The sequence below is a fragment of the Sporomusa termitida genome, assembly GCF_007641255.1.
Lineage (GTDB): Bacteria > Bacillota > Negativicutes > Sporomusales > Sporomusaceae > Sporomusa > Sporomusa termitida.
Genome location: NZ_CP036259.1, coordinates 2,173,461 through 2,186,057, shown reverse-complemented (window position 1 = coordinate 2,186,057; position 12,597 = coordinate 2,173,461). Strand labels below are relative to the sequence as shown.

The 12,597-nt window shown below is 49.8% G+C and carries 12 protein-coding genes; 11 read left to right on the top strand and 1 reads right to left on the bottom strand.

The features are described from left to right. Positions 1–85 precede the first annotated feature (85 nt). From ndk to SPTER_RS10035, 11 genes are all read left to right on the top strand, one after another. Positions 86–499: a nucleoside-diphosphate kinase gene (gene ndk / locus SPTER_RS10085; RefSeq protein ID WP_144352840.1), complete on the top strand. Its 414-nt coding sequence runs from the start codon at positions 86–88 to the stop codon at positions 497–499. A 28-nt stretch (positions 500–527) separates the two neighbouring features. Beyond that, a complete protein-coding gene (locus SPTER_RS10080; RefSeq protein ID WP_144350299.1) occupies positions 528–1,046 on the top strand; it encodes a cob(I)yrinic acid a,c-diamide adenosyltransferase in 519 nt (172 codons plus the stop codon). Between the two features lie 430 nt (positions 1,047–1,476). Then, complete coding sequence (gene fusA, locus SPTER_RS10075) at positions 1,477–3,558, top strand: elongation factor G (RefSeq protein WP_144350298.1); 2,082 nt, start codon at positions 1,477–1,479, stop codon at positions 3,556–3,558. 149 nt (positions 3,559–3,707) lie between these two features. After that, positions 3,708–4,520, top strand: a complete 813-nt coding sequence (pgeF, locus tag SPTER_RS10070; protein WP_144350297.1) for a peptidoglycan editing factor PgeF — start codon at positions 3,708–3,710, stop codon at positions 4,518–4,520. Positions 4,521–4,658: 138 nt separating this feature from the next. Further along, positions 4,659–6,413: a sigma-54 interaction domain-containing protein gene (locus tag SPTER_RS10065; RefSeq protein ID WP_246105554.1), complete on the top strand. Its 1,755-nt coding sequence runs from the start codon at positions 4,659–4,661 to the stop codon at positions 6,411–6,413. A 188-nt stretch (positions 6,414–6,601) separates the two neighbouring features. Then, entirely contained in the window at positions 6,602–6,907 is a 306-nt protein-coding gene (locus SPTER_RS10060; RefSeq protein ID WP_144350296.1) for a (2Fe-2S)-binding protein, read from the top strand. Further along, the gene (locus SPTER_RS10055) at positions 6,904–8,016 is read left to right on the top strand and encodes an NAD(P)/FAD-dependent oxidoreductase (RefSeq protein ID WP_144350295.1); all 1,113 of its coding nucleotides are present in this window, start codon (positions 6,904–6,906) and stop codon (positions 8,014–8,016) included. The genes SPTER_RS10060 and SPTER_RS10055 overlap by 4 nt, the downstream gene beginning before the upstream one ends. Further along, entirely contained in the window at positions 8,009–8,497 is a 489-nt protein-coding gene (locus tag SPTER_RS10050) for a 4Fe-4S dicluster domain-containing protein (protein WP_144350294.1), read from the top strand. Before SPTER_RS10055 ends, SPTER_RS10050 begins: the two co-directional genes overlap by 8 nt. Positions 8,498–8,500: 3 nt before the next feature. Further along, positions 8,501–8,779, top strand: a complete 279-nt coding sequence (locus tag SPTER_RS10045) for a (2Fe-2S)-binding protein (protein ID WP_144350293.1) — start codon at positions 8,501–8,503, stop codon at positions 8,777–8,779. Further along, positions 8,772–9,920 (top strand): NAD(P)/FAD-dependent oxidoreductase, encoded by a 1,149-nt coding sequence (locus SPTER_RS10040; RefSeq protein WP_144350292.1) that lies wholly within the window; start codon positions 8,772–8,774, stop codon positions 9,918–9,920. Before SPTER_RS10045 ends, SPTER_RS10040 begins: the two co-directional genes overlap by 8 nt. Before the next feature lie 343 nt (positions 9,921–10,263). Beyond that, on the top strand, positions 10,264–11,430 hold the full coding sequence (locus SPTER_RS10035) for an ABC transporter substrate-binding protein (protein ID WP_144350291.1): 1,167 nt from the start codon (positions 10,264–10,266) through the stop codon (positions 11,428–11,430). Between the two features lie 475 nt (positions 11,431–11,905). Here the strand turns inward: SPTER_RS10035 and SPTER_RS10030 are convergent, their stop codons facing one another. Continuing rightward, entirely contained in the window at positions 11,906–12,346 is a 441-nt protein-coding gene (locus SPTER_RS10030) for a hypothetical protein (RefSeq protein ID WP_144350290.1), read from the bottom strand. Between the last annotated feature and the right edge of the window lie 251 nt (positions 12,347–12,597).

Below are 12,597 nucleotides of genomic sequence, written 5' to 3'. Positions count from 1 at the left end.
TGTCAGACCGGTTCATTCCGTATAAAAACTCACAACCGCAGTTAGGAGGCACAGAACTACCTATAAAGTGAGGGATTTGATGAAAATGGAAAGTACCTTAGTACTCTTAAAACCTGATGCCGTCCGGCGAAAACTCTGCGGTGAAATCCTCAGCCGGTTTGAGCGTAAGGGATTTACCCTAACGGCACTCAAATTGCTCAGGCTAACACCGGCAATGGCTGCCAGCCACTACCAGGAGCATAGCGGCAAACCCTTTTATCCTGCGCTTATTGACTTCATCACTGCCAGCCCGGTAGTGGCCATGGTGCTGACCGGTCCCGATGCTATTAAGCTCGTTCGGGCCATGATGGGGCCGACAAATCCTGTTGCTGCGCCGCCAGGGACCATCCGCGGCGATTATGCCACAGTCATGTCTGAGAATATTATCCATGGCTCAGATAGTCCGGCCAGCGCCCAGCGGGAAATTGCCATTTATTTTTCTGAACAGGAACTTATTTAATTAAATAATCAATCGGGAGAGGATTATTATGAGTAAAGTTTATACCAAAACCGGCGATAAAGGCACGACCGGCCTGTTAACCGGTGAGAGAGTCAAAAAAACCAGTGCCAGGGTCGAGGCTTATGGTAGTATTGACGAGATAAACTCAGCGTTAGGTCTGGCCCGGGCCAGCTGCACCAGTCTTAAAGCTAGAGAGGCCATATTCAAACTGCAAAAACTCCTTATGCTGTTTATGGCTGATTTGGCAAGCAACGGTATAAAGCAGTATTACGTTACAGCCGACCATGTTGCGGACCTTGAACAGATGATTGACGAGTTTGATGCCAGTCTGCCACCGCTAACAGGGTTTATTGTGCCTGGTGAAACACCGGGGGCAGCTGCGCTTGATCTGGCACGTACTGTTACCAGACGGGCTGAACGACAGACTTTACGGTTTAAAGAGCAGGAAGCAGAAACGCCGGTAAACGAGCAACTGCTTATCTGTATCAACCGTTTGTCTGATTTATGTTTTGTCTTGGCCCGGTTTGAAACAGAAAACAGCAAATAGTACAGCAGGCAGAAGTAGCACAACTTCGCACAATCGGCATAAACTATATCGATAGCTTAGGAGTGCGATAGCATTGATAATAGCTAAAATGAGGGGGCGAGCATGGTGAACTTCCGCTTCTATGTCATGTCACTGCCTGGACCGCTGCGTAAACTGATGCGTTTGTTGTTAAAAGTCTAATACGACTATACATACAAAAAGAGCTATGCGACAATAGCTCTTTTTGTATGTATAGAATGAAACCTCAAAAATAAATTGCTGCATATTCATTGGAAAAATTTTATAAATATGGAATAAAACATTAAGTTTTTGCTAATTTTAAAGCAAACAAAATAGACAGAAAAGAAGGAATATTCCTGGCAAACAGAGAACTGTAACACCAAAATGTCAGTATTGAAATTAATCACACCACAACAGGAGGGAACTAGCCATGAAAGAGTACAAGAGCGACAGGTTAAGAAATGTTGGAATTGTTGCCCACGGGGGAGCCGGCAAGACATCCTTGACAGAAGCCATGTTATTTAATTCTGGCGCGGTAAACCGTTTAGGACGTGTTGATGATGGTTCGGCAACAACTGACTTTGAACCGGAAGAGATTAAACGCAAGGTCACTATCAGTGCTGCTTTGGCCCCTTGTGAATGGAACGATCATAAAATAAATTTTGTGGATACTCCCGGTTACGCTGATTTCGTAGCTGAAGTTAAGAGTGTCCTGCGGGCTGTCGACAGTGTGTGTGTTGTATTATGCGCCGCCTCCGGGGTAGAGGTGGAAACGGAAAAAGTATGGAGTTACGCGAATGAACTGGGCTTGCCCCGTATAGGCTTTATTAATAAAATGGACCGGGAAAACGCCGACTTTTATAGTGTTGTCGAAAGCATGAAGGAAAAATTCGGCAACGGTGTTGTCCCGGTTCACTTGCCTATCGGTGCCCAGGATAGCTTTCAGGGTATTGTCGATGTACTAAAAATGAAAGCCTATTTACCGTCAAAAAACGGCCGCGAGTACACGGAAATTGCTGTCCCCGCCGAGCTGCTGGCTAAGTGCGAAGAGGCCCGGACGGCACTTATTGAGGCAGCGGCCGAAGGTGATGATGAGCTCTTAACCAAATATCTGGAGGGCGAAGAGCTGAGTAATGAAGAGGTGCGTATCGGGTTATTGGCGGCAATTGCTCAGGCTAAAGTATTCCCTGTACTCTGCGGCTCAGCTCTTAAAAACATTGGGATAACGCAGATGCTGGACTCAATTATCAACTATCTGCCGGCCCCGGGTACCAATCCGGTTACCGGTTATCATCCGGTAACCAAAGATCCTGTGGCAAGAAGCGCTGCCGACCCTTTCTCAGCCATGGTATTTAAGACAACAGCCGACCCCTTTGTCGGCCGCCTTAGCTATATCCGGCTATATTCAGGCACCATGAAACCTGACAGCTCATTATACAATGCAACCAGAGAGAAATCTGAGCGCGTCGGCACAATCTTCACTCTGCGCGGCAAACAGCAGGACCCGGTGACTGCCGTTCATGCCGGCGATATCGTGGTAGTGGCTAAGCTGCAGGAGACAGCCACCGGTGATTCACTCTGCGATAAAGACAAACCAATTATATTTGCACCAGTTTCCTATCCCAAACCAATGTTCGTCAGAAGTATCGAGACCAAGAACAAAGGTGATGAGGACAAGATTGGCCAGGCCTTGGCCCGCCTCATGGACGAAGATCCCACCTTTAAAGTGCGTAAAGATGTGGAAACCCGTCAATTGCTGATCTCCGGTATGGGCGAACTGCATCTGGATATTATGACTGAGCGTATGAAACGTAAGTTTGGCGTCGAAACACTGCTTACCAGCCCCAAGGTGCCTTACCGGGAGACAATTCGCGGTTCAGCCAAGGTCGAAGGCAAGCACAAAAAACAGAGTGGCGGTCACGGCCAGTACGGGCATGTCTGGCTGCAGCTTGATCCGCTGGCGCCAGGAGCGGAATTTGAATTTGTTGATTCTATCTTTGGCGGTGCCGTGCCGCGTCAGTATATCCCGGCCGTTGAAAAAGGGGTCCGGGATGCTTTAGCCGGCGGCCTGCTTGCCGGCTACCCCATGGTTGATGTCAAAGTCACCCTGACTGACGGTTCCTATCATACAGTTGACTCATCAGAAATGGCTTTTAAAATCGCCAGCGCCATGGCCCTGCGTAAAGGTGTGCTGCAGGCCAAACCTGTACTGCTGGAACCAATCTATGCCGTAGAAGTCCTTGTACCCGAGTCCTATATGGGCGACGTCATCGGCGACTTAAATACCAAACGCGGCCGCATTCAGGGCATGGAGCCCATCGGCGGCGGCTTAGGCCGGGTTAAAGCGCAGGTACCGCTGGCTGAAATGTTCCGCTTCAGTATCGATCTTCGCTCTATTACGCAGGGGCGCGGCTCTTTTGACATGAATTTTTCTCACTATGAAGACGTGCCGGCCCGGATAGCAGAAGCTATTATCGCCGGCGCCAAGAAGGATAAAGTGGAAGAAGCATAAGAATCAGCAAAAGCCCTGATACTCTGTTGATAAGCAGAATATCAGGGCTTTATTTTTCCCCCGGAATTTAAGATTTCCGTATATATGTTTACAGGTGAACTGGAGTATTAATATAATAGAGATAGTTAGCTTTAGCCGGAGGTTCTAAAATGGGAGATTTTATAGTAAAACACAACACGAACGGCGTGTGGTATGGAGAATTTGCCAGCTTGTCGGCCAAAGGGATTAAACACGGTATATCAACACGCCTGGGGGGACAAAGTTCCGCCCCGTTTGCCAGTCTCAACCTGGGACTGCACGTTGGCGACGATACCGGCGTAACCTGGCAAAACCGCCAGGCTTTTTGCCAGGCTCTGGGCTTATCCGCAGACCATGCGGTTACCGCCGAGCAGGTACACGGCGCTGTAGTTTACCAGGTAAATGCCCAGGATGCCGGACGTGGTTCCCGGCATTATCATGAAGCAATTAAAGACACCGATGCCTTGATTACTAATGTTCCGGGCATACCGCTCATGTTGTTCTTTGCCGACTGCGTGCCTGTGATTATCGTTGACCCGGTACAAAAAGCCATCGGCATCAGTCATGCCGGCTGGAAAGGTACTATAGCAAAAATCGGACAAAAAACCCTCCTCGCCATGGGACAGCAATATACGACGAATCCGGCCGACTGCCTGGTGGGGATTGGCCCTGCCATCGGCCCTTGCTGCTATGAAGTAGATAAGGTTGTCATCAATAAGCTGCAGGAAAATTTTAGCTGTTGGGAAGAGTTAGTCACTCCAGCCGGCGATCACTGGCACCTCAATCTCTGGGAAGCCAATCGCCAACAGTTGAGGGAAATTGGGGTTTTAGACGAGAACATCAGCCTAAGCGGCATATGTACTGCCTGCAATACGCAAATTTTTTATTCCCACCGCGCTGAAGCCGGCCGTACAGGCCGGATCGGCGTAGTGATTGCCCTCTAAAATATCTTCACTTTGACTTGAATTTATTACCGAAGCCAATTATAATAAAAGAAAACGTCAAATAACTGACACAGCAAAGACGCTGCTGCTTCCTATCAGGAAGCACTGCGTCTTTTGGTTTATAAGGGGGAGTACTGGGTGCAGTCTTTGCTGATTAAAGATGTGGTTACAACCAGAATTATTGAGGTTAATCCCTTGATGCCGCTTGCCGATATTGCCGCCCATTTTAAAAGTGACAAGCAAGCTGCCGTCATCCTGCAGGCTGATGGTCAATGGGGTTTAATTACAGCCAAACAACTGCAATGTCCGGGAATTTATGCCCGGGATATGGCCTCGTTTAAGACTGTTCTCAGACCGGTTTCCTATTTGTCTCAAGCCCTTTACAGTATGCCTGCTGAGCTTATCACCCAGATTATCCTGTTCGAAGAAGCAGGTAAAATAGCAGCCCTAAGCACGCCTGAGCTGATATTGGCCGCGCTGCTTGCCAGACTTCAGCTGCAGCAGACCCAACTGTCTGCAGTGCTGGATACAGTCAATGAAGCGGTATGTGTAATTAATAAAACCAATCAGGTAGTGATCTGGAATAAGCGGGCGGAAAAACTGTATGGCATTGGGGCCGAAGATATATTGGGCAACTGCATTGATGATTTTTTTACGAATTTACTGGTAAAGCAGGCCGCGGCCGAACAGCTTACTGTTAAAGATCAGTATCATAAACCCTGTTCCAATACGCATGTGCTGATTAATGCCGCGCCAATACTGCTTGAGGGCCAAACAGTCGGCGGCGTATCGGCCGAACGTGATATCACCGAGATTGTAAACCTTAATCAGGAACTCTCGCGCACCAGCAAAAAAGTCCGTTCACTGGAAAACCAAATTGATAAAATCAACACCGGCACTGATGCCTTTGCCAGCATCAGTGGCCATAGTGCCGGGATATTGGCAGCCGTTGGTATGGCCAGAAGGGTGGCGGCCACAAATGTTCCGCTGTTGCTCAGGGGAGAAAGTGGTACCGGTAAAGAGGTATTTGCCCGGGCCGTTCATATTGCCAGCGGCCGGAAGGGTAATTTTATTGAGATTAACTGTGGTGCTATTCCTGCCAGTCTGTTTGAGAGCGAGTTGTTCGGTTATCAGTCAGGAGCCTTCACCGGGGCTGATAAAAAAGGAAAAGCCGGCTTAGTTGAGCTTGCTGACAACGGGACTCTTTTTCTTGATGAGATCGGTGAACTGCCTAAAGAAATGCAGGTAAAACTACTGAGAGTGCTGCAGGAAAAAAAGTTTTACCGGGTTGGCGGCGCCAAACCGGTCCAGGTGGATGTTCGTATCGTTTCGGCAACACACCGTGATCTGGAGGATATGATTACGAGCGGTGATTTCCGTGATGACTTGTATTACCGGCTCAATGTAGTTACCTTGCAATTACCGCCCTTGCGCTCCAGGCGGGAAGACATTCCGGAATTAGTCTACAGGGGACTAAAACATTTTAGTACCCTGCATAATACTCAGACCGATATTAACAAAGTAGACCCGGCTCTAATGGCCGCTTTCCTGGAGCATGACTGGCCTGGTAATGTTCGTGAACTCAATAATATTTTAGAACGCCTGGTTATTCTGGCCGATGGCGATACCCTGACGACAGGAAGTCTGCCAACTAATTTCAAAGCCGGGTACCAGCAGGGCAAAACAACAAATACTGCCGGGCTGACAACAATCCCGGAGCTGACAACACTTGAGCGCGCCTTAATCGAGCAAACCCTTAAAGAGGCCAAGTTCAACAAGGCAGTCGCAGCTAAAAAGCTGGGGATTCCGCGCAGTACCTTATATTATAAAATGCGGCAATTAAACCTGGCAGTAGACAATGTCAGTTATCTGACACCACCATCTAAAAACTGACTATAGGCATATGCCCCAATCAAGCTTCACTCATTATACTTTCCCTTGCCGAAAACCCCCGGAATTGAGCTCCCGCCTTAATAGTTCCCAATCACACCGGCGCCGGTACTAAGAACTGATAAGGCGCTTTTTCTGCTCTCGCACCTTGGCATGATTCTTGCAATATAAAAGTGTAAGGAGGTGCAGTTATGCGCATCATCAATCATCCAATATTAACATTTCCGGAAAAGAGCAAAGTTAAGTTCTGTTTTAACGGCCAACAACTCGAAGGGTATACCGGCGAGCCAATTGCAGCCGCACTCCATGCCGCCGGCATTACCGTGCTCAGACACAGTCACGGGCTTAACCGGGCGCGGGGTCTGTTCTGCGCCATCGGCAATTGTTCTTCCTGTTTAATGGTCGTCAATGGTATGCCCAATGTACGGGTATGTGTGGAACCCCTGCAGGCGGGAATGACAGTGGAAACGCAAACAGGAAGAGGTAAGCTGCCATGAATATAGATATTGTAATTATCGGCGCCGGTCCTGCCGGACTTATGGCTGCCATTCATGCCGGCAAACTGGGGGCCCGGGTATTGCTGATTGAGCGGGCAGAATATTATGGCGGCCAGCTTATCAAGCAAACTCATAAATTTTTTGGCTCTAAAAGCGAATATGCCGGTGAACGGGGGGTTGATATAGCAGCCCTGCTAGTCAAACAGGCTTTGGCACTCCCCGGCGTAACCGCCTGGAATAATGCCACCGTGCTGGGTTATTACCAGGAAGACGGCAGGCTGACAGTTAAGCATCAAAATAATTTTGTCACAATTAAGGCCCAAAAAATCATTGTTGCTGCCGGCGCGGCTGAGAAAACACTGGCCTTTCCGGGCAACGACCTGCCAGGCATATATGGAGCCGGGGCAGTCCAGACGCTGATGAATGTTCATGGCGTTATGCCCGGGAAACGCCTGTTGATGGTAGGTGCAGGCAACATCGGCCTGATCGTCGCCTATCAATTGCTGCAGGCCGGGGTTGAGGTTGCCGGCATTATCGAAGCGGCCCCGAAAATCGGCGGCTATTTAGTGCATGCCGCTAAAATACGGCGGGCCGGCATCCCGATTTATACGAGCCACACAATCAAGGCGGCTTACGGAAACCCCGCACTAACCGGCGTGACCGTCTGCCGGTTAGATTCCGCCTGGCAGCAGATACCGGGGACAGAGTTTGCTATCGGGGCCGATGGCCTATGTCTGGCTGTTGGTCTGACGCCTCTGACCGAACTGTTATGGCAGGCAGGCTGTAAAATGTCCTTTGTGCCGGAGTTGGGCGGTTATGTTCCTTGCCGCAGCGCCAGTCTGCAGACCACCCAGCCGGATATTTATGTGGCCGGTGACGTCGCCGGGGTCGAAGAAGCCTCCGCCGCCATGGTGGAAGGAAAATTAGCCGGGCTGGCAGCTGCTGCCGATTTAGGCTGGAAAATAAAAGAAGAGGATTATGCCGAAGCGCAAAACCAGTTAACAGCACTGAGAGCGGGCAGTGTCAGCGCGAAAATACGCGCCGGCCTGGCCAAGGTAATGCTTGACCGCCATAGCAATGACTTAAGGGAGGTGACCGGCAATGCTTGAACAGACAGGCGTGCCTACAACAGCTGATATCAATAATGTTTTACCAGGGGCGAAAAGATTCGCCCAGGGTCCTGTAGCGGTATTTGAATGTTTTCAGAACATCCCCTGCAACCCCTGTGTTGAGGCCTGTCCGCGGGGGGCAATCTCAATCGGCGCCGATATTAATGAACGGCCCCAGCTTGACGAAAGCAAGTGCAATGGCTGCGGCATTTGCCTGGCCCATTGCCCGGGGCTGTCAATCTTTGTTGTTGACTGTGCTTACAATCCGCAGGAAGCTTTAATTAAACTGCCTTATGAATATTTGCCCCTGCCGGTAGCCGGCCAGCTGGCAGATGCCCTCAGCCGCACGGGCGAAACAATCGCTCTGGCTCAGGTGCAAAGGGTCCAGCAGAATAAAAACAAAACAACCGTAGTATGGGTGTCTGTCCCCAAAGCACAGGCTATGAATATTCGGGGCATTGCCATACGTAAGGAGGATTAAGTCATGACAGAACCGGTTATCATCTGCCGCTGTGAAGATATTACACTGCACGATATTCAGGAGCTTATTAAGCAGGGAAAACACAGTTTAGAAGAACTTAAACGGGAATGCCGCTGCGGCATGGGCCCCTGCCAGGGCCGTACCTGCACCCCCTTAATCGCCCAGGAACTCGCCAAAGCGCTAAAAGTCCAGGCCGCCGATATTATCCTGCCAACCTTCCGGCCGCCGACGGCCCCGATCACGTTAGGGGCGTTAGCAGCAGGAGGTGGCAAGCATGATTAAGCAAGCTGATGTCGTAGTGATCGGCGGCGGTGTTGTCGGCTGCGCCATTGCCTACAACCTGGCCAAAGCCGGTGCCGGCCGGATTGCGGTCATCGAGCGCGGCTACCTGGCCAGCGGGGCAACCGGCCGGTGTGGTGCCGGCGTCCGGATGCAGTGGGGCACCGAAACCAATTGCCTGCTGGCCCGCGAGAGTGTAAATATGCTGGAAAACCTGCCCGAATTGTTAGAGGTCAATGGTGATATCGAGTTTAAACAAGGCGGCTATCTCTTACTTGCCTACACCGAAAAAATGGCAGACCAGTTCAAGAAAAACCTTACACTGCAAAACTCGCTGGCTATACCGGCCCGCTGGACAACACCGGCTGAGGCCAGGGAAATTGTACCGCACCTGAATACTGATGAACTCCTGGGAGCTACTTTCTGTCCCAAAGACGGCCATGCCAACCCGTTTAAGGTAACAAGCCTGTATGCCGAAGCGGCGGCCCGGCTCGGGGTCCGGTTTTATACCTATTCCGAAGTAACCGGCTTAAGCACCAAGGCCGGAAAAATTACGACAGTCCACACCGACAAGGGGGACATTGCGACTAACACCGTTATTAATGCGGCCGGCGGTTATGCCAAAATGGTCGGCCGTATGGCCGGCATTGAGCTGCCAATTTTTCCGGAACGCCATGAAATACTGGTAACCGAACCGGTAGAACCTATGCAAACGCCGATGGTCATGTGTTTTTACCATAATCTCTACTGCCAGCAAACTCCCCATGGCAGTTTTATTATGGGGATCGGTCACCCGGATGAGCCGGAAACCTTTAACACAACTTCCAGCTGGCAGTTTCTGACGGAGATGGCCAAACGGATCACTAAGATATTGCCGCCCCTTGCCAATCTGAACGTCATCAGGCAGTGGGCCGGCCTTTATGACATGTGTCCGGACCGGACACCGATTTTAGGCCCTGATACTAATATTCAGGGCTTCTACACAGCGGCCGGCTTCAGCGGCCACGGTTTTATGATCTCACCGATGGTCGGTAAGCTGATGGCCCAAACCGTGCTCGGATTACCCACCGATATTCCCATCAATATGTTTAGTGCCGAAAGGTTTGCCCGGGGCGAATTATATATTGAGCCTTCTGTTGTCTGATTATGAATCATCATAAATCACCGGCATGACACGGCGCCCTGCGGCAGGCAAAAATCCACAGCCGAAAAGCTGTAAACACTTTTCGGTCAAAGAAAAAATATCTCTTGCAAAATTCAATAAACCGTAATACAATGTATAATCATAGGAAACAAAAGTATAATTGAATTTTTGGTATACTAAGCAAAGTTGCTTTTTGGAGAAAGACATTTTTTGTGTACTCTCTCCAAAAAGCTATTTTTTTACCTCAAATTGACTGTTCAACAATGGATCTTTTAGTGGAGGTGATATGTTAATAAGGGTTCCGGGTATTCTATATAATTTGCGTAAATAGGGAGAGGATACAATGAGTAAAATCGGAGTAAAAATGACGTGTCTGCTAACTATGCTGGTTATGTTGGCAGGGCTGGTCACCGGTTGTGGTGACACGGCCAGCAAAGACATCAAAATCGGTGTAGTTTACGAACTTACCGGTAATACGGCATCTTTTGGAACAGCTGCTGCGAATGGCGCCAAAATGGCCTTTAAAGAAATCAATGCCAAAGGCGGCGTCCTCGGCAAACAAATTCAGCCGGTCATTGCCGACAATAAAGGCGAACCTTCTGAATCTTCCAATGCGATGACCAAGGTTATTACCCAGGATAAAGTTATTGCTGTAACCGGTTTTACCGTCAGCTCCAACGGCATTGCCGGCTCAACGGTAGCCGAAGCTAACAAAATTCCCTTTGTTGCTGCTGCTACCACCAACCCTAAGGTAACCTTGGATGAAAAGACCGGCAAAACCAAAGACTACACCTTCCGTGTTTGTTTTATTGACCCCTTCCAGGGTACTGTTGGCGCCAACTTTGCTTTAAACAGCCTTAAGGCTACAAAAGCAGCGATTATGATTGATAATTCCAGCGACTACAGCAAAGGATTAGCCTCCTTCTTCAAAGAAGCCTTTACCAAAGGCGGCGGCCAGATTATTTCGGAAGAAGCATACTTACAAAAAGACCAGGACTTTAAAACAATCCTGACCAAAATTAAAGCCACCAATCCTGATATCCTTTACGTACCCGGCTACTATGAAGAAGTTGGCAAAATCGTAAAGCAAGCCCGTGAAATGGGTATTATCGTGCCGGTAGTCGGCGGCGACGGCTGGGATTCTCCGAAGCTAAATGAAATCGGCGGTGCCCAGGCCCTTAACAATACTTACTTCACCAACCATTACTCAGTAGAAGATACCAGCCCGCTGTCCAAAGCCTTTGTCGAAAACTACACAAAAGAATACGGCCAAATGCCTGACGCCATGGCAGTACTTGGGTATGATGCCGCTTACGTACTTGTCGACGCCATCAAACGCGCCAACAGCACCGAGGCCGACAAAATCCGTGAAGCCCTGGTTGCAACGAAAGACTTCAAAGGTGCGGCTGGCGACCTGACGCTTAATGATAACCATGATGCCGTAAAAGGCGCGGTTATCCTGGAAATGAAGGATGGCAAACAAGTCTATAAAGAGACTGTAAAACCATAAGAAGAATTTGCTTACGAACTCAACCGCCGTCTGGTTAAACCAGACGGCAGTTTTTTTGCCCGGCTTGAGCAGAGACGGTGCCCCCGCACCCCCGGTAACCCCCCCGGCCCTTTGCCGGAAAAGCGTTCCGCAGGAGAAAAGCCGGGCGGTATTCCGTAAAGAAATCGCACTGTTTGAGCGGAGCGAGTTTGCGATTTTAGGAATACCGCCCGGCTTTTCAGCTTTTGGAGGCTTCGGGCCTAGACTTTTTGTTACTTTTGGGTCATGCCAAAAGTAAAGCCGTTCCCTTGTATCCAGGATTATTTTCTAGGTGCAAAGCCCAAAGACCGCGCCAGCAGTTTTTCTTATACTCCATAGGAATACCCCAACAGGAGTACAAAGCGGTCTCTGCGAAACCAAACGACAGCAGAAAGAAGAATTATTCGAATAAAAGAATTATAAACGAGGAGTTCTGGCGGAGCCGTTGGCGTTCAATCTAGCGCTGCTGCAGGAAAGTCATAAACTCCTGTTGGATATGGCTGCAGTCCCGCAAGCCCTGCTTGTAAGCGATTTCCGCCGACTGGCCCGATTCCAGGGCGGTGAACGACTCGTAATCCATGACCAGCTCCTGCAATTCCGGATACTGGTCCTTCAGCTCCCCGGCCAGGGCCAGCAGCCGGTCGAGGGTGGCGCCGACCTTACTGACCGTCTTACTGTAACCGGCATCGTTGGTGCCGGCCAGTTTGAGGATATTGTCCACCCTGACAAAGATATACTGATTAAAGGTCTCGGTTAAGATGCTTCGCAGCATCAGCCGGTCCTCCGGATCTTCCGGCTCTGCCCCGGGCGGCTGCGGCTCCCAGTCCCGCTCTGCAGGCAGGAAGGAAACCAGCCCCGGACAAAAAGCTGCACCAGCTGGCGTTAAATGATCAGACATATATATACCCCCTATATTCAGACTGCGGCCGGTATGGCCATCAGCTTATTTTACAGGGGGAAATTAAAAAGAACGCATGCAAAGGGTTTTACCCTACACATGCGTTCTGTTGCGATATCTGTTACATACTCAGCGCTAATAAGCCGGCATATCCGGCCGAAACAACAAGGGCGGTCACAAACCGGTAAGCCCCCTGTTTGCCCCGCTGCTGCTCATTAGCTGCTGAGAATAGTCGGCATCCTTTGCTGCGT

Excerpts from the sequence above, each read along its gene's own strand:
- ndk (WP_144352840.1), top strand. The coding sequence starts at position 86 with ATGGAAAGTACCTTAGTACTCTTAAAACCTGATGCCGTCCGGCGAAAA.
- SPTER_RS10080 (WP_144350299.1), top strand. The coding sequence starts at position 528 with ATGAGTAAAGTTTATACCAAAACCGGCGATAAAGGCACGACCGGCCTG.
- fusA (WP_144350298.1), top strand. The coding sequence starts at position 1,477 with ATGAAAGAGTACAAGAGCGACAGGTTAAGAAATGTTGGAATTGTTGCC.
- pgeF (WP_144350297.1), top strand. The coding sequence starts at position 3,708 with ATGGGAGATTTTATAGTAAAACACAACACGAACGGCGTGTGGTATGGA.
- SPTER_RS10060 (WP_144350296.1), top strand. The coding sequence starts at position 6,602 with ATGCGCATCATCAATCATCCAATATTAACATTTCCGGAAAAGAGCAAA.
- SPTER_RS10055 (WP_144350295.1), top strand. The coding sequence starts at position 6,904 with ATGAATATAGATATTGTAATTATCGGCGCCGGTCCTGCCGGACTTATG.
- SPTER_RS10050 (WP_144350294.1), top strand. The coding sequence starts at position 8,009 with ATGCTTGAACAGACAGGCGTGCCTACAACAGCTGATATCAATAATGTT.
- SPTER_RS10045 (WP_144350293.1), top strand. The coding sequence starts at position 8,501 with ATGACAGAACCGGTTATCATCTGCCGCTGTGAAGATATTACACTGCAC.
- SPTER_RS10040 (WP_144350292.1), top strand. The coding sequence starts at position 8,772 with ATGATTAAGCAAGCTGATGTCGTAGTGATCGGCGGCGGTGTTGTCGGC.
- SPTER_RS10035 (WP_144350291.1), top strand. The coding sequence starts at position 10,264 with ATGAGTAAAATCGGAGTAAAAATGACGTGTCTGCTAACTATGCTGGTT.
- SPTER_RS10030 (WP_144350290.1), bottom strand. The coding sequence starts at position 12,346 with ATGTCTGATCATTTAACGCCAGCTGGTGCAGCTTTTTGTCCGGGGCTG.